The organism is Streptomyces sp. NPDC059398 (assembly GCF_042751845.1).
Lineage (GTDB): Bacteria > Actinomycetota > Actinomycetes > Streptomycetales > Streptomycetaceae > Streptomyces.
Map to the genome: position 1 here is coordinate 38,133 of NZ_JBHYWP010000012.1, position 23,169 is coordinate 61,301.

Here is a 23,169-nt window from a genome sequence, read left to right on the forward strand (position 1 = left end):
CCCCGGCTCAGACGATTGCGCACCCGTCCGACTCGGTGACCCGTACGGAGTCGATCGTGGTCAGATAGATGTCGTTGACCGAGTCGGGCCGAAGGCACTCCGCGCCGCCCTTGGTGTCACCGATCCAGGCCGTCCAGGGCCGGTTGTTGACCACCTGGAGGGGGCCGGCCAGCGGGGCCGGCAGCGACTCCCAGGGCGTCACCTCGTGGTACTCGGCCACGATCGCCCCGTCCTTGATGAAGCAGACGGACAGCTCCGGGCAGGTCGGACCGGGCCCGGCCGGGTCGGTGCCGGGGTCGTCCGCACGGGCCGCCACCCCGCCGAACAGCACCATCGCCGCCGCGAGTGCGACCGCGGCGCCCCGTGACACAGTATTTGTCTTCACGCAATCCCCCAGATGCCTGCCGGTCTCACTCAACTGGGCACAATATCGCCACACTTGGCCAGCCCGGTCAATACCGGCGGCCCCGGGAGGCTGTCGTGCGGCGCAGGCCCCAGGTGCTGGGATGTCCTCGCTCGGCCTCCGCCATCACTGCGCGACGCCGAGCAGCAGCCAGCGCCGGACCTGGACATGCAGCAGTACGCGTCGCCCGTCCGGGCGTTGGGGAGCTGTGACGTCCCAGGCGTACTTCGCGGCGAACGCGGCCGTCACCTCGGCGGGGAACCCGTCGTGGCGCAGGTGGGCAACGCCCTCCGCCACGACGGGGAACCGGCCGTCCTCCAGCGCCAGGGATACCCGCGGGTCCTCCCGGAGATTGCGTACCTTGACCGAGCCGCTGTCCACGCCGATCCACCAGCTGTCCCGGAGAAAGACGAACCAGACCGGCGTCACATGGGGTGAGCCGTCGGGTCGGACACCGCACAGCCAGACAGTGCGCTCGGTGGCCAGTCGGTCCAGGACAGCGGGGTCGGCCGGATGCCGCGTGAGAATGCTCATCCGCCCATCCCAGCCCGCCCAGCCCCCGCCCCGCTTCGGTCCGGGGCCCCGGTCGAACCGGACTTTCGGCGTACGTCCTGCGGTGTCCCGCACCCGTGTTCCGCGCCGATGTCACATCGCGCCGGCCTGATCCGTCGTATCGGTGCAGGTATCGACAACGGCAGAGACAACGACAGAGGAGCGCGCCATGACGGCCCGTATGAACATGTTCGACAACCCGGTCGCGGCGAAGGTCTGGAAGCACATCATCGCCGCGAACAAGGCGGTCGCGGACTCGTCGCTGCCGGCCGCCACCCAGGAGCTGGTCAAGATCCGCGCGAGCCAGATCAACGGATGCGGAGGCTGCCTCGACATGCACACCAAGGACGCCGCCGCGGCCGGTGAGAGCGCCGTACGCCTCCATCTCGTCGCCGCCTGGCGGGAGTCCACGGTCTTCACCGAGGCCGAGCGGGCGGCGCTGGAGCTGACCGAGCAGGGCACCCGTCTCGCCGACGCGGCCGGTGGCGTCACGGACGAAGTCTGGGCCAACGCCGCCAAGCACTACGACGAGGACCAGCTCGCCGCGCTGGTCGGCCTGATCGCCATCATCAACGCCTTCAACCGGGGGAACGTCATCATCCGGCAGCCCGGCGGCGACTACCGTCCAGGACAGCTCGGCTGACGACGTACGCCCGGCCCGGGGGCGGTGCGGCCGGGGTGCTCCCGGACCGGGGGCACCCCGCGATGCCCCCGGGTCCGGTCCGGACCGACCCGGGATGTGCCCTCAAGGCCCTTCCTCCGGGAGGGTCCGTACCGGTAATGCTGTGGTGTCGGCCATGGAAGGAACCGCCTTGCGCGCGCAGGAACAACGGAATGACAACGCCAGCAGCCGTGGAGCGGTGCGGCGTACCACCAGGCCGGGCGCGCCCGGCGGGCTGCTTGCCCTGCAGCGCTCGGCGGGGAACGCGGCCGTGGTCCGCGCCATGGAGGAGCGGCACACCCACGGCGCCGGCTGCGGCCACGCCCCGTCGGTGCAGCGGATGCCCGCGCCGGAGGTGCCGCCCAAGCCGGCCCGCCTGACGGGCAACAGGACCGGGACCGGGGACGACCAGGAAGCCGGGCCCGCGCAGCCCGCCGCCCCCGCGCACGGATACACGCTCACCTCGGCGGCGGGCACCATGGAGTTCTTCCGCGCCGACTCGCGCTCGCCCGACGCCCTCCGGAAGTCGGGCGGCATGCGGGCGTGGCGCCCTTCGAACGCCAAGAGCGAGCTGAGCGCGTTCCTCGCCGACCCGGTCGGATACTCCCAGGCCCACGTCAGGAGCCCCAAGCGGGAGCTGGTGTCCATGGCGAACAACGAGGAGTGCGGCGGCTACGCCAGTGCGGACCGGCACATCTACAAGATCTCGGTCTCCGGCCTGAACAGGTTCGACGGACCGCCCGCGCGGAGCAAGCTCCTGGCCAAGCCGACCCTCTACGCCAACAGCACGACGCTGGAGTCGGCGACCGTGGTGGTCATGGGACCGATCGGCCCGACCCAGGAGATGGACTATTTCGGGGACATCCCGATGTCCAACATCGTCAGCTGCCGCAAGCCGGGCGAGAGCGGCTTCACCTCGCCGTGAGGCGAGCCGCCCGGACCCGGTCCGGGCGGCCCTGGAGCTCCCCCGCCGGACTCAGTGCCGGGTGATGACGGAGCGGATCCACTTGAGCTGCTGGGAGACCTCGGCGGCCCCCGCGTACTTCGCCCGGTCGGAGCCGAAGAAGACCCCGATGAGCTTCTCGCTGCCGCGCGGGCCGATCGTCATCACCGGGCCTCCGGAGTCACCACCGGCAGGGATCCCGGAGACCTTCTGCGCGCAGAAGTCCGTCCCGCCCGGTACGGCGAACCCCTCGCAGTGCGGGTCGTCCGACCGCAGAACGCGCAGCTTCGACTGCTTGACCACGGGGGACTGACATTTGTTCTCGTCCCCCGTGCAGGTGGCGCCCCACCCGTACTGCTGCACGAGCTGCCCGGGGCGCGCCGCGACCGTGGCGAGCTTCGCCGCCCGGACCTTCATCGGCTGCACCTTGATCAGCATCATGTCGGCCTTCGCGCTGCCCACCCGGCTACCCCGTACGGGATGAACCGTGGCGCCCTTGCGCTCGTCCAGGTTGCCGACGCGGAACGAGATCCGGGAGTCGGCGACCGGCTGCGCCTGCTCGAAGAAGCAGTGCGAGGCGCTGATGATCCACTGCGACGAGACCGCGGTCCCGGTGCACTCCTGCTTGCCGTCGACCACCATCCGTACGGCCCAGGGGGCGTAGGTACTCACCGACCCGCCGATGACGGCGGAGGCCGGTGCGGCTGACACCAGTCCGCCTGCGATCAGCAGCGAGACGGCCAGCAGAAGAACACGCAGACGGTGCACCATCCGAAGCAACTCCCCTCTCTCTGAGGGACCCACGGCTCCAGCGACGCGGGCCCTCGCTCCAGCCGTCTCACGACGGACGACCTTGACCCGTAAGACGCGTCGCGGAGCCGATTCGCCCGGATGCACTCGAAGCTGACACCGAACCGAGACAGGACGGGCGCGGAGCGCGGCTCACCGGGTCAGGGATTCGAGCCGCCGACCAGGTGGACGCGGAACGCGTCCCAGGCGGCGGGCCGGACGCGGATCAGCGGACTCGCCGGGTCTTTGGAGTCGCGTACGGCCACCGCTCCGGGGACATTGCGGGCCACCTCCACGCAGTCAGCGGAACCGGCGCTGTAACTGGACTTCATGAACCGGAAGGACCGCACAGGATCGTTCCCTTCTGGGACAGTGCTGGACGACACTCTCCCAGGAATTCCCGGGTCATAGCGGCGGCTAAACCCAGTGTGGACAGCCCGTCACGGCTTCACGGTCAGAGGGTCGGACCCTCCACGACGTGACGCCGGAACGAATCCCACGCACCGGGACCGACGCAGATCAGAGGCCCCGCCGCGTCCTTCGAGTCCCGCACGGCCACCGTGCCGGGCACGTTCACAGCGACCTCCACGCACTCCTGTCCGGCGTTGCCCCCGCTGAAGCTGGACTTGGCGAACTCGAACGGGGTCACGCGCTACAGCTCCTTGAGGATGCTCTCTACCAGCCTGATCGAATTGCGCTGAGCCAGGCCCAACCGAGTAATCCGCTCGAACAGTTGGCCGTGATGCGCGGAATCAGTATCGCCCTCCAACCACAGCGTGGTCGACGTGGTATCCATGTGCACCACATCGAGCGCACCCGGTTCGGCGAACGAGACGATCGTGAACGCGCTGGTCATCCCCGGATGAGCACCGGCGAGGTAAGGCACCACCTGCAACTTCACGTGGGGCTGTCGTGTCATTTCCAGCAAATGACCGAGCTGTTCGCGCATGACTTCCCGGCCTCCGACGAGTTGCCGCAGACAGCCCTCACCGACGACGGCCCACAGCTCCAGCGGATGTTCTCCCACCAGCCGCGCCTTGCGCGCCATGCGGGACTCGACGAACGGGTCGATCTCGTCGAGGTCGGACCACGAACCGTTGCCCACCGCCAGGGCGCGGGCGTAGTCGGCGGTCTGGAGCAGGCCCGGGATGACAGCAAGCTGCCAGGTACGCACAAGGGTCGCGATGTCTTCCAGCGCCACGTACTCGCCCATCGCCTGGAGCTGCGGGTACTGATTCCACCACCCGTGGGCCTTGCGCCTCTCCCGGTCCGCCCTGGCAAGAGCCAGCAGCCGGTTGACGGCCTCGGGATCATCATTGCCGTACAGATGGCACAACGCCCGGACGTCCGGATCGCGAACCGGCACAAGTCCGCGCTCTATCTTCGCGACCTTGGCGACGGACGCTGTCAGCGCTTCAGCCGCGTGCGACTGGCGAAGGTCACTCGCCTCACGCATACGTAGCAGTTCGCTCCCCAGACGCCGTCCCAGGACGGTGGAGACCGCCCTGCCCCGGTCCGGACTCGTACCTGCCATGTGCCGTCCCTTCCCCGCAATTCGCTTCAGTCTGCTGTCGTCCCAGGCGCAACACAACAAGGGCAGAGAATTTTCTGCCCGAATAACTTGCTGCCCAGCAAGTCACACCGCTACGGTCAGTACGCAACCGCTCGCACAGCGGCGCCAGTTGGCGGAAGTGCACCGCTCCGGCCTGCCCGGTGCGGTACTGCCACCGCCGCACTCGCACGAGGAGGCACGTGTCATGGCCGTACGGCACGACAAGGTCAACTACCCCCCGTACCCGCGCAGCGTGCCCCTGGCCCGCAGACGTGTCGCCTCGCTCGTCGCCGAGTGGGGGCACCCCGAACTCGCGGGCGACGCCGCACTCGTGGCCGGGGAGCTGTGCGGCAACGCCGTGCTGCACGGCTGTCTGCGGGACCGGCTGTTCCGGGTCGAGGTCAGCCTGGACGGCAGGGCCGTACGGATCGCGGTGACCGATCCGCGCGGGGAGCGGCTGCCCGTGCCGCGCAAGGCCGATCCGGACGACCAGTTCGGGCGCGGGCTGCTCATCGTGGAGACGGTCGCGGCCCGTTGGGACGTACAGACCCTGACCGTGGGAAAGGCGGTCTGGGCCGAACTCGACGTTGCCCCCGCCCTCGTACGGACATAGCGCGGCCCCGGACGCACACCGCGTCCGGGGCCCGTTCCGTACGACCGCTCAGGCCGTCGCGCCCTCCGCGTCGGCCTTCACACCGGCCAGCGTCGACTCGATGCCGGTACGCAGCAGGGCCAGCCGGCCGTCGATGATCTGCTCCTCCTGGTCGGGGTGCTTGGCGATGAACGCCTGGAGCGGGCCCTCGGCGGTGCCGAGCCGCATGCCGTGCCGGACGCGGGTGCGGGCGCCGTCCGCGAGCGGCTCCAGCGTGTAGGTCCAGCTGGCCAGGGGGGCGCCGCTCCGCTCCTTGTCGTAGACGACCTCCCACCGGAAGGTGCGGTGCTGTTCCAGCTCCGCGATCCGGCTCACGGTCCTCCACTCGCCAAGACCTTCGTTGCGGTTGTGCCCGGCGAAGCACGCCCCGACGACCGGCCCTTCGGCCCCGTCGAGCCACTCCACCGCCTGGAGCTCGGGGCTGTAACGGGCGGATGTGCTGATGTCCGAGACCAACTCCCACACCCGATCCGGTGCCACGGCGATCTCTATCTCACACTCCACATGGGGACCATCGGCAAGACGCATCGCTCAACCTCTCTCAACTGGGTTGCCGGTCAGCGTAGTCGGGGCGGACAGCGGAAGGCCCCCGGACGCCGATGGCGGATTCCGGGGGCCGTTCAGGCAGCAGTGCCCGCCCGCTAAGCCCAGGTGATCAGCCGCTTCGGCCGCTCCAGGATCGCCGCGATGTCGGCGAGCACCTTGGAGCCGAGTTCGCCGTCGACCAGGCGGTGGTCGAAGGAGAGCGCCAGTGTGGTGACCTGGCGGGGCTTGACCCTGCCCTTGTGGACCCAGGGCTGGAGCTTGATCGCGCCGACCGCGAGGATCGCGGACTCGCCCGGGTTGAGGATCGGGGTGCCGGTGTCGACGCCGAAGACGCCGACGTTGGTGATGGTCACCGTGCCGCCCTGCATCGCGGCGGGGGAGGTCTTGCCCTCGCGGGCGGTGGAGACCAGTTCGCCGAGTGCGCCGGCCAGTTCGGGCAGTGTCTTGGTGTGGGCGTCCTTGATGTTCGGGACGAGCAGACCGCGCGGGGTGGCCGCGGCGATGCCCAGGTTGACGTAGTGCTTCTGGACGATCTCCTGGGTCTCCTCGTCCCAGGCGGAGTTGACCTCCGGGTTCCGCTTGATCGCGACCAGCAGCGCCTTGGCGATGAGGAGCAGCGGGTTGGCCCGCAGTCCCTCGAAGGCCCGGTCGGTCTTCAGCTCGGCGACGAGCTTCATCGTGCGGGTGACGTCGACCGTGACGAACTCGGTGACGTGCGGGGCCGTGAAGGCGCTGCCGACCATCGCCTGCGCGGTGGCCTTCCGTACGCCCTTGACCGGGATACGGGTCTCCCGGGCGTCCGGCGCGGTGAGCACCTCGGCGGCAGCGGGCGGAGCGGCTGCGGCAACCGTGGGCTGCTGCGCGGCCGGGGCCGCGGCCGCGTGCACGTCGTCGCGGGTGATGATCCCGTCCGGGCCGGACGGCGTGACCGTGGCCAGGTCGATGCCGAGGTCCTTGGCGAGCTTGCGGACCGGCGGCTTGGCCAGCGGGCGGGAGACGGTGTGCCCGTTGACCGGCGCGGCGGGCGCTGCGGGCGCGACCGGGGCGGCGGCGGGCGGCGCGTCGTACGTGCCCTCCGGTGCGGCCTCCGGCTCCGGCGCCGCGCTCTTGCGGGCCCGGCGCTTGGTGGACGACTCGGAGACCCCGTACCCGACGAGCACCGGCTGACGGGCCGCGGGCTTCGCCTCCTGGGCGGCCTCCCCGGAATCCCGCGCGGACTCCACCTGCTCCGCCGACTGCTCCTGCTCGGCGGGCTGCTCGATCTGCTGCGGGGCGGCGGCCTGGGCGGCCCCGGCGCCCCCGCCGATCGTGATGATCACCTGGCCGACGTCGACCGTGGTGCCCTCCGGGAAGCGCAGCTCACCCACCACACCGTCGTAGGGGATGGGCAGCTCGACCGCTGCCTTCGCGGTCTCGACCTCGCAGACGACCTGGCCGTCGGTGACGGTGTCGCCGGGTGCGACGTACCACTTGAGGATCTCCGCCTCGGTGAGTCCCTCGCCCACGTCGGGCATCTTGAACTCACGGACCGGAGTCGCGATATCAGTCATGGTCACGGCGCTCCTCAGTACGCAAGCGAGCGGTCGACGGCGTCGAGCACCCGGTCCAGGCCCGGCAGGTACTCGTCCTCCAGGCGCGCCGGCGGATACGGCACGTGGTACCCGCCGACCCGCAGCACCGGGGCCTCCAGGTGGTAGAAGCTCCGCTCGGTGATCCGGGCGGCGATCTCCGCGCCCGCGCCGAGGAAGACCGGGGCCTCGTGCACCACGACCAGCCTGCGCGTCTTCTCCACCGAGGTCTGCACGGTGTCGAAGTCGATCGGGGACATCGACCGCAGATCCACCACCTCGACCGACTTGCCCTCATCGGCCGCGGCAGCCGCCGCCTCCAAGCAGACCTTCACCATCGGCCCGTACGCGGCGAGTGTCAGGTCCGAACCCTCACGGGCCACCTTCGCCTTGTGCAGCGGGTGCGGGATCGCGTCGGTGTCGACCTCGCCCTTGTCCCAGTACCGCCGCTTCGGCTCGAAGAAGATGACCGGGTCGTCGCTCTGGATGGCCTGCTGCATCATCCAGTACGCGTCCGAGGCGTTGGACGGCGAGACGACCTTCAGCCCCGCCACATGCGCGAAGAGCGCCTCGGGCGACTCGCTGTGGTGCTCGACCGCGCCGATGCCGCCGCCGTACGGGATACGGACGACGACCGGCAGCTTGATCTTGCCGAGCGCCCGCGCGTACATCTTCGCCAGCTGCGTGACGATCTGGTCGTACGCGGGAAAGACGAAACCGTCGAACTGGATCTCCACGACCGGCCGGTAACCACGCAGGGCCAGACCGACCGCGGTACCGACGATGCCGGACTCGGCGAGCGGGGTGTCGATGACCCGGTCCTCACCGAAGTCCTTGTGCAGCCCGTCGGTGATACGGAAGACACCACCCAGCTTCCCGACGTCCTCACCCATGATGAGGACCTTCGGATCGGTCTCCAGCGCCGTACGCAGCGACTCGTTGAGCGCCTTCGCGATGCTCATGCTTTTCGCAGCCATGATCAGTTGCCCTCCTCGGCGGAGTCCGCGAAGGACGCCTGATAGGCGGCGAACTGCGCGCGCTCCTCGTCGACGAGCGCGTGGCCGTCGACGTGGGTGTTCTCGAACATGGCCAGCGGGTCGGGGTCGGGCATCGCCCGTACGACCTCCCGCACCCGCTTGCCGAGCGCCTCGCTCTCGCTCTCCAGGCCGGTGAAGAACGCCTCGTCGGCGAACTTCTGCTTCTCCAGATACGCCCTCAGCCGCTGGATCGGGTCCTTGGCCTCCCACGCCTGCCGCTCGTCGTCCGTGCGGTACTTGGTGGGGTCGTCGGACGTGGTGTGCGCGCCCATCCGGTAGGTGTACGCCTCGACCAGCGTGGGGCCCTCGCCCCGGCGGGCCCGCTCCAGGGCCGACCTGGTGACGGCCAGACAGGCGAGTACGTCGTTGCCGTCGACCCGGACGCCGGGGAAGCCGAAGCCCTGGGCGCGCTGGTAGAGCGGCACCCGCATCTGCTTCTCGGTGGGCTCGGAGATCGCCCACTGGTTGTTCTGGCAGAAGAAGACCACCGGGGCGTTGTAGACCGCCGAGAAGGTGAACGCCTCGGCCACGTCGCCCTGGCTGGAGGCGCCGTCGCCGAAGTAGGCGACGACCGCGGAGTCCGCGCCGTCCTTGACGATGCCCATCGCGTAGCCGGTCGCGTGCAGCGTCTGCGAGCCGATGACGATGGTGTACAGGTGGAAGTTGTTGCTGTTGGGGTCCCAGCCGCCGTGGTTCACACCGCGGAACATGCCCAGCAGATTGGTCGGGTCGACGCCGCGGCACCAGGCCACACCGTGCTCCCGGTAGGTCGGGAAGACGTAGTCGTCGTCCCGCAGGGCCCGGCCCGATCCGATCTGGGCGGCCTCCTGGCCGAGCAGCGAGGCCCAGAGGCCCAGCTCGCCCTGGCGCTGGAGTGCGGTGGCCTCCGCGTCGAAGCGGCGCGTCAGGACCATGTCCCGGTACAGGCCGCGCAGCTCTTCGGGCGTGAGATCCACTTCGTACTCGGGGTGCTCGATGCGCTCGCCATCGGGCGTCAGCAGCTGTACGAGCTGGGGCTCGTCAGGCGCCTGCGGCGTCTTGGCTGCGCCGGCTCGCTTGCTGCTGCGTCGCGGCTTGCGCGGCGCGGCAGTGCTCTCCACGGTCACGTGCGTGCTCCTCCGTCGGTCCGGCCCCCGGGGTTGCCGGTAAGGCCAGTGCGGCTCGCCCGAATCCGGATCCCCCGCACGGGGTGGGTGCGATGCGAACCGGGAACAGGCGTGACAGGTGCCCCGGCGAGCACCCTCTCAAAGGCACGTTACCCAGTGCTTCGCGGAACTGCGAAACCCCACTTGACCTGCGATTTTGCTTGGATTTCCAAGTAAATCGAGAAATGGGCGAACAATCACTGGTCACAGCCTTGCAGGCCGCCGGAACAGAGGCACGTTATACCGGGCACCCCGGGCACGGGAAGAGTTCTTGTGGGAAACTGAAAACGTGCCTGAAGATGGAAAAATCAGTGTTTTTCTTGTTGACGACCATGAAGTAGTACGACGCGGTGTTCATGAGCTTCTGGCGATGGAGGACGACATCGAGATCGTCGGCGAGGCGGGCACCGCCGCCGACGCCCTGGCCAGGATCCCCGCCACCCGGCCCGATGTCGCGGTCCTGGACGTACGGCTGCCGGACGGCAGCGGGGTGGAGGTCTGCCGGGAGATCCGCTCCGCCGACGAGAACATCAAATGCCTCATGCTCACCTCGTTCTCCGACGACGAGGCGCTCTTCGACGCGATCATGGCCGGCGCGTCCGGCTACGTACTGAAGGCGATCCGCGGCAGCGAGCTGCTGTCGGCCGTACGGGATGTCGCGGCCGGCAAATCACTGCTCGACCCGGTGGCCACGGCGCGGGTCCTGGAGCGGCTGCGCGACGGTGGCACCAGCAAACGCGACGCCCGGCTGGCGAGCCTCACCGATCAGGAACGGAAGATTCTCGACCTGATCGGCGAGGGTCTGACCAACCGTGTCATCGGCGAACGGCTGCATCTCGCCGAGAAGACGATCAAGAACTATGTCTCCAGCCTGCTCGCCAAACTGGGCATGGAGCGGCGCTCGCAGGCGGCGGCATACGTGGCCCGGATCCAGGCGGGACAGGAGCGGGACGACAGCTGAACCGGGGCCGATGAGCGGGGTCGAGGACCAGGGCCGATGGCCGGGGCCGGGAAACCGGATTCTGTCGGCCCGGAATGGTTTGAAATCTTTCTGAATCGTCCTGTCCGGCCTTATTCGGGACTTACGTCCTCAATCATGGGGCTGCTGTCCTCTTACCGGGGCGGCCCACGGCGCGGACAGTGGAAGCCATGCCCATCGAGGAACAGCGCGCCATCGCCCTGCTCAGCCGCGTGTCGTACGGCCGAGTCGCCGCCAGTATGCGCGCGCTCCCCTTCCTGGCCATCGCCCGGCACATCGTCTCGGACGGCTGCGTGGTCCTGCGGATGCACGCGGGCCACGGGCACCACGAGGCGTGCGCGGGCAGCGTCGTCGCCTACGCGGCCGACAACCTGGCCTCCGGTGACGCGCACATCTGGTCGGTCCAGTTCACCGGAACCGCCGAGCTGACCGCACCGGACGCCGAGGAGATCTCCCGGTTCGAGACCGCCCCCGTCCAGGTCAACGGCGAACCGTACGACGCGGTCTATCTGCGCATCAGGCCGCAGTTCGCCACGCTGGACCGGATGGAGTACAACGCTCCGGAAACAGCCGGAGCCTCTCAGTGATCTAACATCTGGCGAGTGCCGCGCTCATATGCAACACCGCCTGTCGGGGAGGTACTGCGCCGCTACCGGTCCCCCGGTGACGCGCTCTCCTGCGAGCCCGTCGCCCAGGGTCTGCTCAACCGCGGCTACCGGCTGGCCACCACCCAGGGCGACTACTTCCTCAAGCACCACCTCGACGGCGACCCCGCCGCGATCAGCCGCCAGCACCGCGCCACCCAGCGCCTCCAGGTGCTCGGGGTCCCCGTCGCGCCGCCGCTGGCCGACACGGACGGCGACACCGTCACGGTGATCGGCGGGCGCTGCTACGCGCTGCACCCCTGGATCGACGGGCGGCACCGGGAGGGCGCCCAGCTCGGCACGGCCTGCTCCCGGCGGCTCGGCGCCCTGCTCGGACGGGTCCACACCGGTCTCGAACGGGTGATGGAGGCCGAGTCCGCGCCGCCCGCGCACGAGAGCGCCGACCCCGCCGACACCTTCGCGGTCATCGAGGAGCTGCTCTCCCGGCTGGCCCGCAGGCGCTCGGGCCGGGACGCCTTCGACGAGCTCGCCGAGCACCGGCTCCGCGAGCGCCGGGGGCTCCTGGAGCGCCATGCGCACCGCCGCCCGCCGCCGGGCGCCGCGGGCGGCTGGGTGCACGGCGACTTCCATCCGCTGAACCTGCTCTACCGGGGCGCCGAACCGGCCGCGATCATCGACTGGGACCGGCTGGGCGTGAAGCCGCGCGCCGAGGAGGCGGTCAGAGCGGCGGTGATCTTCTTCGTGCAGCCCACCGGCGAGCTGGAGCTGACGAAGGTACGGGCCTATGCGCGCGCCTACCGGCGGGCCGCGTCGGCGGCCCCGGCGGAGCTGGCCGCCGCGGTCCACCGGGTGTGGTGGGAGCGGCTCAACGACTTCTGGACGCTGCGCTGGCGCTACCAGCTGCACGACCGCAGGGCCGACCCGCTGTTCCCGGCGGCATCGGCCCTGGTGGTGTGGTGGACCCGCGAGTACGACGCGGTGCGCGAGGCGTTCTCGGGGTGAGAAGGGGGGCGGACTGCGGGGCCGCGAGGGCCGCTCCGAGCGGTGCTGCCCGCACGCGGGCTCCAAACCCGCTCCGTGCTCCGTCCGGGGCTGCGGTGGCCGCCCCGACGTCAGCCGTCCCGGAGTCAGCCGTCCGCCGTCCCGGAGTCAGCCGCCCGTGACGCCCGTCGACGCGTCGCCCGCTGTGCTCCCCGCGGCGGTGCCGGCCGTGCTCGCGCCGTCCGTGGTGGAGCCGCCGTCCTGGTTGCCGCCGTTCGTCGTCGAGCCGTCCGACGAGCCGCCGCTGCCGCCGTCCGACGACCCGCCGCCGTTCGTCTTGCCGCCCGTCGACGAGGAGCCGCCGTCCGACGACGTACCGCCGTTGTCGGAGCCGCCGTTGGTCTTGCCGCCCGAGGACGAGGACCCGCCGCTGGACGACGTACCGCCGCCCGAGGACGACGGGCTCGGCGGAGGCGTCGACGGCCTGTTGTGCGACGGGGTGTCCGACGGGGTGTACGGAGGCTGGTCGGTGTACTGGCCGCCGCTGGACGAGCCGGGGTCGGTGCTGGTGTCCGGGGACGAGTCGTCCGTCGGGGTGTCGCTCGGCTCGTCGGTCTTGGAGTGCGTGGACGTGGGCGACTTGTCGGTGGTCGTACCGCCGGAGCCCTTGCTGCCGAGCCCGCCGTTCGCGAAGACGATGCCCGCCGCGATGGCGACCACCGCGAGCACGGCCACCACCCAGATCCAGCCACGGCCGCCCCGGCTCCGGCCCTCGCCGTCGTACGAACCGTCGTCCGGGTTCATCGGCGGCAGGATCGGGCCCTGCGAGGTGTCGCCGTGCTGCGGGTGGCCGATCGCCGTGGTGGCCGCCATGCCCATCGCGGGGGTGGCGCCGCCCTCGTGCATCGCGACCGGGCCGGTGTTCCACGTACCCGTGTGGCCGCCCTGCTGCTGGAGCATCTGCAGCGAGTACGCGACCAGCGCCCGCATCTCCTCGGCGCTCTGGAACCGGTCGTCCGGGTCCTTCGCGAGGGAGCGCATCACCAGCCCGTCCAGCTCCGGCGGCACCGCTCCGGCCACCTGCGACGGCGGGACCGGCGCGTCCTGGACGTGCTGGTAGACCACCGAGAGCGGGGTCTCGCCGGTGAACGGCGGCCGCATCGCGAGCAGTTCGTACAGCAGACACCCGGTCGCGTACAGGTCGGAGCGGTGGTCGACGGCCTTGCCGAGCGCCTGCTCCGGGGAGAGGTACTGGGGCGTGCCCATGACCATGCCGGTCTGGGTCATCGTCGACTGCGCGCCGTGCAGGGCGCGGGCGATGCCGAAGTCCATCACCTTGACCGCGCCGCCGTCCGTGATGATCACGTTGGCCGGCTTGATGTCCCGGTGCACGATGCCGTGCTGGTGCGAGTAGGCGAGCGCCTCCAGCACACCGGAGACGATGATCAGCGCCTGCTCGGGCGGCGGGGCCTCGGCGTTGATCAGCAGATCGCGGATGGTGCGGCCCTCGACCAGCTCCATCACGATGTAGGGGACGGTGTTGCCGCCCCAGTGGTCCTCGCCCGAGTCGTACACGGCGACCACGGCGTGGTGGTTGAGGCCCGCGACGGACTGTGCCTCGCGGGTGAACCGGGCCTTGGAGACCGGGTCCTCGGCCAGATCCGACCTGAGCAGCTTCACGGCGACGGTGCGGCCGAGCCGGACGTCCTCGGCCGCGAACACCTCGGCCATGCCGCCGCGGCCGAGACGGTGGGTCAGCCGGTAACGGCCGTCGCCGACGAGTCCGCCGACGCCCCACGACTCCGGCACGTCCGACACCCCGCCGCCGCCTGCATCGGATTCGGGTGCCATCAGTCCTCGCCGTCGTGTTCGGTCCGCGTCAGCGGTGGTACGCGGGTGCTCGGTGGTCCTCGCGGCCCAGTGCTTCGCCACGCTACAGGCTCCAGAGGAGGGCCCGGTCCGGCGATGACCGGCCATCAAACCCGGAAGGGCGTCACCCATGCAAATCCTGCGTCCTTCCGGTAACGCTTACGAGACGCTTGGTACGCGTACGGTCACGGAACGGGCACCCGGCTTGACGTGTCGGTGGCCTCGGGCAGACTTTCCCCGGGGCTTTCCGGAAGGCCCCGGGCGGGGGCCGGTGTGGCCGGGACCCGCAGGCAGTCCGCAGTGCAGAGGTCGCGGGTCATCAGAGGTCGCGGGTAAGAGGTCAAGGGGCTCGGGTCCACACGGACGGCAGGCGAGCGCCACATCGGTACGCAGCGCACCCCAGCGGTGCGCCACAGGGGGAGCCACGCCATGAGCCAGGACGGCGCGCAGGGCCGCTACGCGGGAGATTCGGTCGCCGGAGGGCGCTATCAGCTCCGTGACCTGCTCGGCGAGGGCGGTATGGCGTCGGTGTACCTGGCGTACGACCAGGCGCTCGACCGGCAGGTCGCCATCAAGACCCTCCACACGGAGCTGGGACGCGAGCAGTCGTTCCGCGAGCGGTTCCGGCGCGAGGCACAGGCGGTCGCCAAGCTCTCGCACACCAACATCGTCTCGGTCTTCGACACCGGCGAGGACACCCTCGGCGAAGCGCTGATGCCGTACATCGTCATGGAGTACGTGGAGGGGCAGCCGCTCGGCTCCGTACTCCAGGCGGACATCGCCCAGTACGGCGCGATGCCGGCCGACAAGGCGCTGAAGATCACCGCCGATGTGCTGGCCGCGCTGGACACCAGCCATGAGATGGGCCTGGTCCACCGGGACATCAAGCCGGGCAACGTGATGATGACCAAGCGCGGCGTCGTGAAGGTCATGGACTTCGGCATCGCCCGCGCCATGCAGTCGGGCGTCACGTCGATGACCCAGACCGGCATGGTCGTCGGCACCCCGCAGTACCTCTCGCCGGAGCAGGCGCTCGGCCGCGGCGTCGACGCGCGCTCCGACCTCTACTCGGTCGGCATCATGCTCTTCCAGCTGCTGACGGGACGGCTGCCGTTCGACGCGGACTCGCCGCTGGCGATCGCGTACGCACACGTCCAGGAGGAGCCGGTCGCTCCTTCCTCGCTCAACCGCTCCCTCACACCGGCCGTCGACGCGCTGGTCGCCCGCGCGCTGAAGAAGAACCCGAACGAGCGGTTCCCCTCGGCGGAGTCCATGCGGGACGAGTGTCTACGGGTCATGACGTCGGGCCACACCGGCGCCGCCCCGATGGTCGTCGGAGGCGCCGCCGCGCCGAACAGCGGCTCGGGTGTCGGCTCGGCGGTCTTCCCGCCGGTGGACTCGTCGCTGCCGCAGAGCGGCCAGGTCCAGACGCCCTACCAGCCCGGACCGTACGGGACCCCGTCCCCCGCGTCCTCGTACGGCTACCCCCAGCAGGGCGGATACCAGACCCCGCCGCCGCAGCACGGCTACCAGTCGCCCGCCACTCCGTACGGCGCGCAGCAGTACGGGGTGCAGGGGTCCGGGATGCAGGGGTCCGGGGTCCAGGGGGCCGGGATGCAGACCCCGCCGCCGTACGGTGTTCCGGCCCCGTCGTCGCCCGCCGGGCCGGGCGGCTCCGGGGGGCGGCGGACGCCGATGCTGGTGGGCGCCGTCGTGGTGGCGCTGCTGGCGGTCGGCGGGGTGATCGCGGCGGTCCACTACGGCGGCTCGGACGACAAGGCCGCCGCTGACGGCAAGAAGGACTCCAGTACGTCGGTGAAGGCCGGGCACAAGGGGCCCGAGCGGGACCGGACGATGGAGACCACGGAGTGCTCCGACCCGCCGGCGGGTGTCACGGACCCGGACAAGATCGAGCTGCCCGACTTCACCTTCAAGGACATCCTGTCGGTGAAGGCGTGCGCCCAGGCGGCCGGCTGGCACATCACGACGAAGAAGGAGGCCAGCGGTCAGTGGGGCCAGGACGTCGTCCTGGACCAGTACCCGCTGGCCCACACCAACGTCAGCCCCAAGGACCTCACCATCACGCTCGGGGTCTCGACGGGCGACGCGAACTGAGGCGGCGCGAACTGAGGCGGCGCCCTCGGGTGCGGGCCCCTCGGTCGAAGGCCCCTCGGGTGCGGGCCCCTCGGGGGTGCGGGCTCCTCGGGTGCGGGCCGACCTGTTCGCAGGCTTTCTCAGGCGTAGGCCCATCTGGCCAGAGGCCCGGTACACGTACGGCGTGTGCCGGGCCTTTCGCTATGCCCGGGATGCCGGAATCGTGCTGAGATGTGACGATCTATTCGTCATTCTTTTGCTTTCTGCTGCCGGGCGCTCCGGCAGGAAAGAAGGGGCACCCGGTGATCGGTCTGGTGGCGCTTGCGGTGATGCTGTCCCCGGTATCCACGGACTCGGCGGCGCCGCCACCGGCAGCCGGCGCGGTGGTCACCCAGAGCGCGTCCCCCAGGGCCGCCGTGAGCGGTGCGGCGCTCGCACCCCCACCGGGAACCGCGGCGGGTGCCGACGCGGGGGTCATCGCGGGGAACACGACCGGGGACCCGGCCGCCGACCCCGCCGGCATCGCGGGTGCGGCGGACGGGGCGGGGACCGGGCCCACCGAAACCGACGGCTCCCCGGGCAAGGGGGCCCAGGCGGGCAGCGCTCCGGGCGCGGGCGGGGGCACCGGCAGGGGGCCCGGAGGCCCCTGGGGCACGCCCCCCGGGACGGGCGGACCCGAACCGTCCGGCACCGTGCCCGGCACCGCCACCCCGGGCACCATCACTTCGGGCAGCGGCGCGGCGGGCGCCCCCAAGGACCCCTCGGCACACCCCTCACTGGCGGGTGCCCCCGCCGGGCAGGGCCGTCCACGGCCCGGCAGGGAACCGGGCGCCTCACCCTCCCCTTCCGGCGGACCGGACCCCGCCGCCCACCCGAGCGCCACGGCACGGGCCGGCCACCTCTCCGTACCGGTCCACCGCCCGACCGGCCGGCACCCGATGACGCGGGGCCACGACGACAACGGGCAGGTACGGGAGCACACGGCGCGGGCGGACAGCACCGCCCCGACAGCCCACACGGACACCACGGATCCCACGGATCCCACCGCCAAGAACATGGAGGCGGCGGCCGACCGCGCCACCCAGCAGACCGCTTCGGACACCTCCGCTCTCGCGCTGCACGTGGGGGCCCTGGGCGCCGGACTCGCCCTGGTCGGCCTCGGTCTGGGCTTCCTGGGGCTGCGACTGCGCCGGCCGTAGGAGGCCGCGTCCGGCTCACCGGGAGGCCCGCCGGGGTTTGCCTTTGACGACATACTCGGTATACATACTGAGTATGTCGATCCGTCACGGCCTACTGGCCCTCCTGGAGCGTGGCCCCCGCTACGGCTCTCAGCTCCGTACCGAATTCGAGTCCAGGACCGGCTCCACCTGGCCGCTCAACGTCGGGCAGGTCTATACGACACTCGCCCGTCTTGAGCGCGACGGCATGGTGGTGCAGGACTCCGAGGACGGCGCGGGCCACACGCTGTACGCCATCACCGACGCCGGCCGGGAGGAACTCCACAGCTGGTACGAGGCCCCCGTCGACCGCACCAGTCCGGCCCGTGACGAACTGGCCATCAAGCTGGCGATGGCCGTCGGGGCGCCCGGCGTCGACATCCGCGCGGTCATCCAGTTGCAGCGCGGCCACACGGTCAAGGCGATGCAGGACTACACCCGGCTGAAGGCCCGCGCCCTGGAGAACGACCCGGCCAACCGTGACGAGGTGGCCTGGCTGCTCGTACTGGAACAGCTGATCTTCCAGGCGGAGGCGGAGGCCCGCTGGCTCGACCACTGCGAGTCCCGTCTGGTTCGCCTGGCAGCCGCGGCACAGACGGAGCCCGCCCCGGCCGCAGCACGCAGACCCCGCGCGAGGCCCCGCTCAAAGTCCGGCCGCTGAACCGCTGCTGACGGCCCGTTCGAACTGCCCATGACGGCCCGTTCGGGCATCCGCAGGGCGCTGTTCGGGCACCGGAGACGCCCGGCCGGGCAGGCGCAGCCAGGCCGTCCGGGACCGGCCACCCGGCCCACCCGGCAGACCGGCCACCGTCCATCCGGCCGGCCACCACGCCCATGCGGCCGGACACCCGGCCCCTGTGGCCGGCCACCACGGTCCATCCGGTCACCCGGCCCGGCCACCACCGCCCGTCCGGCGCCGTCCGAGAGCGCACGCCACCGTCCACCCGGCGCCGACCGACCACCGCCCGGCCGCCCAACCGCCCATCCCGCCGACCGACCACCGCACGCACCAAGGGGGGACCCCGTGTCCACACAGACCACCGCACCACCCGTACTGGAGCTCAGAGAACTCACCCGCACCCACGGCAGCGGCATCGCCGAGGTGCACGCCCTGCGCGGGGTGAACCTCACCGTCCGCGCGGGTGAACTCGTCGCCGTCATGGGCCCGTCGGGCTCCGGCAAGTCCACCCTTCTCACGCTGGCCGGCGGCCTGGACACCGCGAGCACCGGCCAAGTGATCATCGAGGGGCAGGACATCACCGCCCTCAGCCGCAAGCGGCTCGCCGCGCTCCGCCGCCGCAGCGTCGGGTACGTCTTCCAGGACTACAACCTCATCCCGGCCCTCACCGCGGCCGAGAACATCGCCCTGCCGCGCGAACTGGACGGCATATCCGTCCGCAAGGCCCGCGCGGAGGCCAGGGAGGCGCTCGACGCGATGAAACTCACCGAGGTCGCCGACCGCTTCCCGGACGAGATGTCAGGCGGCCAGCAGCAGCGCGTGGCCATCGCCCGCGCCCTCGTCGGCGACCGGCGGCTGGTACTCGCCGACGAGCCGACCGGCGCCCTGGACTCCGAGACCGGCGAGACGGTGCTGGCCCTGCTGCGCACCCGCTGCGACGCGGGCGCGGCGGGCGTCATGGTCACCCATGAACCCCGGTACGCGGCCTGGGCGGACCGCGTGGTGTTCCTGCGGGACGGCTCGGTCGTCGACCAGACCCTCAGGGCGGACGCCGATTCGCTGCTCACGGCCGAGGGCACCAGGTGAGCGTCTTCAAGGGCCGGCGCGCGGCCCTCCGAATCGCCCGCAGGGACGCACTGCGGGCCAAGGGCCGCAGCGCCCTGGTCGTCGCCATGATCGCGCTGCCGGTGCTGGGCGTCACCGCGGCGGACATCACGTACCGCAGTGCCGTCTCGACGCCGTCGGAGAGGCTGACCTCCACGATGGGCGCGGCCGACGCCCTGTTCAGCGATCCGGGACTCGACGGCCGCCCGATCGAGCAACTGCCGCAGGCCGACTCGTACATGCCGGCCGACACCAAGTCCGGCGGTACGTCCGCCGCGCGCACCACCGCGCACAGCGGTCCTTCGGACCTGACCGCCGCGCTCCCCCGGGGCGCACGCACCATCACCAAGCAGGACGTGCTGGCGACCGTCACCACCCGCTACGGCATCAAGACCGACGAGATCACCGAGCTGGACACCGCGGACCCCATGGTCCGCGGCATGGTCAGCCTGCTGCGCGGTACGTACCCGAAGGCGGACAGCGACCTGGTCGCCACCGACGCCTTCCTCAAGTCGGCCGGACTGCACGTCGGTTCGCACACCACGGTCCGGGGCCTCGACAAGACCTTCACGATCACCGGCGCCGTCGAAGTACCCTCCGGGCTGAAGGAGAGCTTCCTGTACGTGCGGCCGGGTGCCCTCATCAAGCCCTGGCAGCGGGCCGCCGCGGCCGACCACGGCGTCACACCTCCCGACCCCGGGGACCCCGCCCTGCTCGTCAAGGCCGCCGGGGCATCCGGGGTGAGCTGGCAGGACGTCCTGGCGGCCAACAAGCACGGCGTGCTGGTCGAGTCCCGCCGCGTCGTGCTCGACCCGCCACCGGACTCCGAGGTCCCGGCCGCCGCCCAGCTCAGTGTCGGCGGATCGGGGCACGAACTGGAGCTGACCGCGGCGCTGGCGACCGTCGTCGCCATGGCGATGCTGGAGATCGTGCTGCTGGCAGGCCCCGCCTTCGCGGTCGGCGCGCGCCGCTCACGGCGCCAGCTCGGCCTGGTCGGCACCTGCGGCGGCGACCGGCGGCACATCCGCTCCATCGTGCTCGCCGGGGGAGCGGTGCTGGGCGCCGGGGGCGCCGTGGCCGGTACCGCCGCCGGTCTCGTCCTGACGATCGCCCTGCGTCCCCTGATCGAGGGGTGGGCGGGCAAGCGCTTCGGCAGCATCGACATCCGGCCCTGGGAACTGCTGGCCATCGCGGCGATCGGCCTGGTCACCGGGGTACTGGCAGCGCTGGCTCCGGCCATCGTGGCGGGCCGGCAGCCGGTCGTCGAGTCGCTGACGGGCCGGCGCGGGGTGCGCCGCTCTTCACGGGTGCTGCCGGTGCTCGGCGTCGTCGCCATCCTGGCCGGTGGCGCCGTGGCGGTCCTGGGCGGACTCAAGGGGCACGCGATGGCGGCCGCCGCGGGCTCGGTCGTGGCGGAACTCGGCGTGCTCGCCTGCACTCCGGTGATCGTGGGATCGCTCGGCCGGCTGGGCCGCTTCTTCCCGCTCGCCCCACGGCTCGCCCTGCGCGACGCGGCCCGCAACCGGGGCCGTACCGCCCCGGCCGTCGCCGCGGTGATGGCCGCGGTCGCGGGCACCGTGGCCATCGCGACGTACAGCGCGAGCTCCCAGGCCGAGCAGGCGTACAACGCCCACCACTCCCTGCCGCCCGGTGTCATCACGCTCAACGCCGACATCTACCGGGAGCACGCCAACCCGGCGAAGGCACTGGAACTGGCCCGCGGCCTCGCCCGGCGCGACCTGCCGGTGCAGGGCGCCCCCGCCACCATCAGCCGCATATGGGCGGGCAGCGACTGCGCCGCGTTCCCGGACGCGGACACCGCTGCCTGTGGCACGCTCACCATGCCGAAGCCCAAGGCCAACATCTGTCCGTTGCAGGCAGCCGGGGGCAAGGAGCTGGCGGCCAGGCTCTCCGCGGCCGAGCACAAGCAGCTGGTGAACTCACCGAAGTGCAAGGACGCCGAGTACGCGGACACCGCCTTCGACAACGACGCGGAGATCGTCGTCGGCGACAGCGCGACGCTGCGCCTCTACGCCGGGCTGACCGACCCGGCCGCCACCAGGGCGCTGGCAGCCGGCACCCCCGTACTCCTCAACAACGCGTACGCCGGGTCCGACGGAAAGGTCACCCTGAAGGCCGTCCACCGCTACCTCCCCGAGGACAAGGCGAACCGCGCACGGCACCCCGGGAAGGCCAGGACGACCGTCAGCCGCCTCGCGGTCTACCGGGCGGCCGACCGGTTCGCGGCCACCCCCGGGATCCGCCTGGTCATGCCGCAGGCCGCCGCCGACCGCCTCGGCCTGCACACCGGCCCGGACGTCTCCGTCTACCGGGTCGCACGCCCGCCGACCGATGCCGAGAAGCAGCGTTTCAGCGACGAGATGTCCCAGGCCGGCAACGTCGCCTTCCTCTCCCAGAACGAGAAGCCGGAGAACAACGACACCACCCTGCTGATCCTGGCGCTGTTCTCCGGTGTCGTGACGCTGGGCGCCGCGGCCATCACCACGGGCCTGGCGAAGGCCGACGCGGAGGCCGATCTGACGACCCTGAGCGCCATCGGCGCCCCGCCCGGCGTACGGCGCACGCTCAGCGGCTTCCAGTGCGCGGTGGTCGCGGGGGCGGGGGTGCTGCTCGGTACCGCGGCGGGCGTGATACCGGCCGTCGCGGTGCGGCTCACGGACCTCAAGAGGGCGCTGGACCAGATGCGGGCGCACCCGATGGACTCCGCGTACACCCCGATCGAGCTGCCGTGGGAGACCATCGGCATCCTCGTGGTGGCCGTACCGGTCCTGGCCGGTCTGCTGGCCGCGGGCCTCACCCGGTCCCGGCTGGTGCTGGCCCGGCGGGCCGGCTGATGCGGCGCCGCACGGTGGATCAACCCGGAACGGGGGCAGAACCCCTCATGGAGTACGTGTGCGAGACAATGTCGGCATGGAGATGCCGAGGAGTGAACGGTCGGAACAGCCGGAGGAGCACCCCAAGGTCCTCATCGTGGGACAGGACGGGATGGCGCTCGGCGGCGGGGCCGGCGGTGACGACGAGTCGCGCGAGGTCCCAGTGACGGAAATGGTGGAACAGCCCGCCAAGGTCATGCGCATCGGCAGCATGATCAAACAGCTCCTGGAGGAAGTCAGGGCGGCCCCTCTCGACGAGGCGAGCCGGGTCCGGCTCAAGGACATCCACGCCTCGTCCGTGAAGGAGCTGGAGGACGGCCTGGCCCCCGAGCTGGTGGAGGAGCTGGAGCGCCTCTCGCTGCCCTTCACCAACGAGGCCATCCCGTCGGAGGCGGAACTGCGCATCGCGCAGGCGCAGCTGGTGGGCTGGCTGGAGGGTCTGTTCCACGGCATCCAGACGGCGCTGTTCGCCCAGCAGATGGCGGCGCGGGCCCAGCTGGAGCAGATGCGGCGGGCGCTTCCGCCCGGCGTGGCCGGCCCCGAGGACGAGGACGTGGAAGGCGGCCACGGGGCGATCCGCTCGGGGCCGTACCTGTGAGTTCAGGGCCGTACGTCTGGGGTCAGGCCACCACGGACTTCCTGCCCGTACGTCTGAGGTCAGGCCACCACGGACTTCCTGCCCGTACGTCTGAGGTCAGGCCACCACGGACTTCCTGCCCGTACGTCTGAGGTCAGGCCCGTACCTCCACGTTCCGGCCTGTACGTCTGGGTTCCCGCCCGTACCTCTACGTTCCTGCCCGTCGCTCCTTCCCGTGCCCGAACTCGGCGGCGGGCGGCGGGCCCCCGGGGGGGGGGGCGCGGGCGGCGGTCGGGGGGGGTGGGCGCGCGCCGCGGGCGCG

23 protein-coding genes are annotated in these 23,169 nt (G+C 71.3%); 12 read left to right on the forward strand and 11 right to left on the reverse strand.

Features of this window, described 5'->3' with window-relative positions; all coding sequences use genetic code 11:
• Positions 1-7 precede the first annotated feature (7 nt).
• Positions 8-385: a hypothetical protein gene (locus ACFXBC_RS06955; RefSeq protein WP_385019533.1), complete on the reverse strand. Its 378-nt coding sequence runs from the start codon at positions 383-385 to the stop codon at positions 8-10.
• A gap of 144 nt (positions 386-529) precedes the next feature.
• On the reverse strand, positions 530-937 hold the full coding sequence (locus ACFXBC_RS06960; RefSeq protein ID WP_385019535.1) for a TIGR03618 family F420-dependent PPOX class oxidoreductase: 408 nt from the start codon (positions 935-937) through the stop codon (positions 530-532).
• 187 nt (positions 938-1,124) lie between these two features.
• Here ACFXBC_RS06960 and ACFXBC_RS06965 point away from each other — a divergent pair, with 187 nt between their 5' ends.
• Both ACFXBC_RS06965 and ACFXBC_RS06970 read left to right on the forward strand, forming a co-directional pair.
• On the forward strand, positions 1,125-1,598 hold the full coding sequence (locus ACFXBC_RS06965) for a carboxymuconolactone decarboxylase family protein (RefSeq protein ID WP_385019537.1): 474 nt from the start codon (positions 1,125-1,127) through the stop codon (positions 1,596-1,598).
• 169 nt (positions 1,599-1,767) lie between these two features.
• Positions 1,768-2,541: a hypothetical protein gene (locus ACFXBC_RS06970; protein WP_385019539.1), complete on the forward strand. Its 774-nt coding sequence runs from the start codon at positions 1,768-1,770 to the stop codon at positions 2,539-2,541.
• A 51-nt stretch (positions 2,542-2,592) separates the two neighbouring features.
• On the opposite strand, the gene ACFXBC_RS06975 is transcribed toward ACFXBC_RS06970, so the two are convergent.
• The 4 genes from ACFXBC_RS06975 to ACFXBC_RS06990 form a co-directional block, all read right to left on the reverse strand.
• A complete protein-coding gene (locus tag ACFXBC_RS06975; RefSeq protein WP_385019541.1) occupies positions 2,593-3,330 on the reverse strand; it encodes a S1 family peptidase in 738 nt (245 codons plus the stop codon).
• A gap of 179 nt (positions 3,331-3,509) precedes the next feature.
• A complete protein-coding gene (locus tag ACFXBC_RS06980; RefSeq protein ID WP_385019543.1) occupies positions 3,510-3,680 on the reverse strand; it encodes a DUF397 domain-containing protein in 171 nt (56 codons plus the stop codon).
• 122 nt (positions 3,681-3,802) lie between these two features.
• Positions 3,803-3,997: a DUF397 domain-containing protein gene (locus ACFXBC_RS06985; RefSeq protein ID WP_385019545.1), complete on the reverse strand. Its 195-nt coding sequence runs from the start codon at positions 3,995-3,997 to the stop codon at positions 3,803-3,805.
• Positions 3,998-4,000: 3 nt separating this feature from the next.
• A complete protein-coding gene (locus ACFXBC_RS06990) occupies positions 4,001-4,882 on the reverse strand; it encodes a helix-turn-helix domain-containing protein (RefSeq protein WP_385019547.1) in 882 nt (293 codons plus the stop codon).
• Positions 4,883-5,105: 223 nt separating this feature from the next.
• Here ACFXBC_RS06990 and ACFXBC_RS06995 point away from each other — a divergent pair, with 223 nt between their 5' ends.
• Positions 5,106-5,513, forward strand: a complete 408-nt coding sequence (locus ACFXBC_RS06995) for an ATP-binding protein (RefSeq protein WP_385019549.1) — start codon at positions 5,106-5,108, stop codon at positions 5,511-5,513.
• A gap of 48 nt (positions 5,514-5,561) precedes the next feature.
• Here the strand turns inward: ACFXBC_RS06995 and ACFXBC_RS07000 are convergent, their stop codons facing one another.
• The 4 genes from ACFXBC_RS07000 to pdhA form a co-directional block, all read right to left on the reverse strand.
• Positions 5,562-6,056, reverse strand: coding sequence for an SRPBCC family protein (locus tag ACFXBC_RS07000; protein ID WP_385019551.1), 495 nt, complete (start codon positions 6,054-6,056; stop codon positions 5,562-5,564).
• Positions 6,057-6,193: 137 nt separating this feature from the next.
• Positions 6,194-7,648 carry a dihydrolipoamide acetyltransferase family protein gene (locus tag ACFXBC_RS07005; RefSeq protein ID WP_385019553.1) on the reverse strand — a complete coding sequence of 485 codons (1,455 nt, stop codon included), beginning with the start codon at positions 7,646-7,648 and terminating at the stop codon, positions 6,194-6,196.
• Positions 7,649-7,662: 14 nt separating this feature from the next.
• Positions 7,663-8,643 (reverse strand): alpha-ketoacid dehydrogenase subunit beta, encoded by a 981-nt coding sequence (locus ACFXBC_RS07010; protein ID WP_385019555.1) that lies wholly within the window; start codon positions 8,641-8,643, stop codon positions 7,663-7,665.
• A 2-nt stretch (positions 8,644-8,645) separates the two neighbouring features.
• Positions 8,646-9,809: a pyruvate dehydrogenase (acetyl-transferring) E1 component subunit alpha gene (gene pdhA, locus ACFXBC_RS07015; protein WP_385019557.1), complete on the reverse strand. Its 1,164-nt coding sequence runs from the start codon at positions 9,807-9,809 to the stop codon at positions 8,646-8,648.
• A 328-nt stretch (positions 9,810-10,137) separates the two neighbouring features.
• On the opposite strand from pdhA, the gene ACFXBC_RS07020 reads away from it, so the two are divergent.
• The 3 genes from ACFXBC_RS07020 to ACFXBC_RS07030 all read left to right on the forward strand — a co-directional run bounded on the left by ACFXBC_RS07020 (position 10,138) and on the right by ACFXBC_RS07030 (position 12,434).
• Positions 10,138-10,809 (forward strand): response regulator, encoded by a 672-nt coding sequence (locus ACFXBC_RS07020; protein ID WP_385019559.1) that lies wholly within the window; start codon positions 10,138-10,140, stop codon positions 10,807-10,809.
• Positions 10,810-10,997: 188 nt separating this feature from the next.
• Complete coding sequence (locus ACFXBC_RS07025) at positions 10,998-11,414, forward strand: pyridoxamine 5'-phosphate oxidase family protein (protein ID WP_385019561.1); 417 nt, start codon at positions 10,998-11,000, stop codon at positions 11,412-11,414.
• 15 nt (positions 11,415-11,429) lie between these two features.
• The gene (locus ACFXBC_RS07030) at positions 11,430-12,434 is read left to right on the forward strand and encodes a phosphotransferase (RefSeq protein ID WP_385019563.1); all 1,005 of its coding nucleotides are present in this window, start codon (positions 11,430-11,432) and stop codon (positions 12,432-12,434) included.
• Between the two features lie 147 nt (positions 12,435-12,581).
• Here ACFXBC_RS07030 and ACFXBC_RS07035 read toward each other — a convergent pair whose 3' ends face one another.
• Positions 12,582-14,264: a protein kinase gene (locus tag ACFXBC_RS07035; RefSeq protein WP_385019565.1), complete on the reverse strand. Its 1,683-nt coding sequence runs from the start codon at positions 14,262-14,264 to the stop codon at positions 12,582-12,584.
• A gap of 447 nt (positions 14,265-14,711) precedes the next feature.
• Here ACFXBC_RS07035 and ACFXBC_RS07040 point away from each other — a divergent pair, with 447 nt between their 5' ends.
• The 6 genes from ACFXBC_RS07040 to ACFXBC_RS07065 all read left to right on the forward strand — a co-directional run bounded on the left by ACFXBC_RS07040 (position 14,712) and on the right by ACFXBC_RS07065 (position 22,868).
• On the forward strand, positions 14,712-16,397 hold the full coding sequence (locus tag ACFXBC_RS07040; RefSeq protein ID WP_385019567.1) for a protein kinase: 1,686 nt from the start codon (positions 14,712-14,714) through the stop codon (positions 16,395-16,397).
• 281 nt (positions 16,398-16,678) lie between these two features.
• Complete coding sequence (locus ACFXBC_RS07045) at positions 16,679-17,575, forward strand: hypothetical protein (RefSeq protein ID WP_385019569.1); 897 nt, start codon at positions 16,679-16,681, stop codon at positions 17,573-17,575.
• A gap of 73 nt (positions 17,576-17,648) precedes the next feature.
• Complete coding sequence (locus ACFXBC_RS07050; RefSeq protein ID WP_385019571.1) at positions 17,649-18,254, forward strand: PadR family transcriptional regulator; 606 nt, start codon at positions 17,649-17,651, stop codon at positions 18,252-18,254.
• A 363-nt stretch (positions 18,255-18,617) separates the two neighbouring features.
• On the forward strand, positions 18,618-19,358 hold the full coding sequence (locus ACFXBC_RS07055; RefSeq protein ID WP_385019573.1) for an ABC transporter ATP-binding protein: 741 nt from the start codon (positions 18,618-18,620) through the stop codon (positions 19,356-19,358).
• Entirely contained in the window at positions 19,355-22,231 is a 2,877-nt protein-coding gene (locus tag ACFXBC_RS07060) for an FtsX-like permease family protein (RefSeq protein WP_385019575.1), read from the forward strand. Before ACFXBC_RS07055 ends, ACFXBC_RS07060 begins: the two co-directional genes overlap by 4 nt.
• Positions 22,232-22,307: 76 nt before the next feature.
• Positions 22,308-22,868 carry a bacterial proteasome activator family protein gene (locus ACFXBC_RS07065; RefSeq protein ID WP_385019649.1) on the forward strand — a complete coding sequence of 187 codons (561 nt, stop codon included), beginning with the start codon at positions 22,308-22,310 and terminating at the stop codon, positions 22,866-22,868.
• The last annotated feature ends 301 nt before the right edge of the window (positions 22,869-23,169 follow it).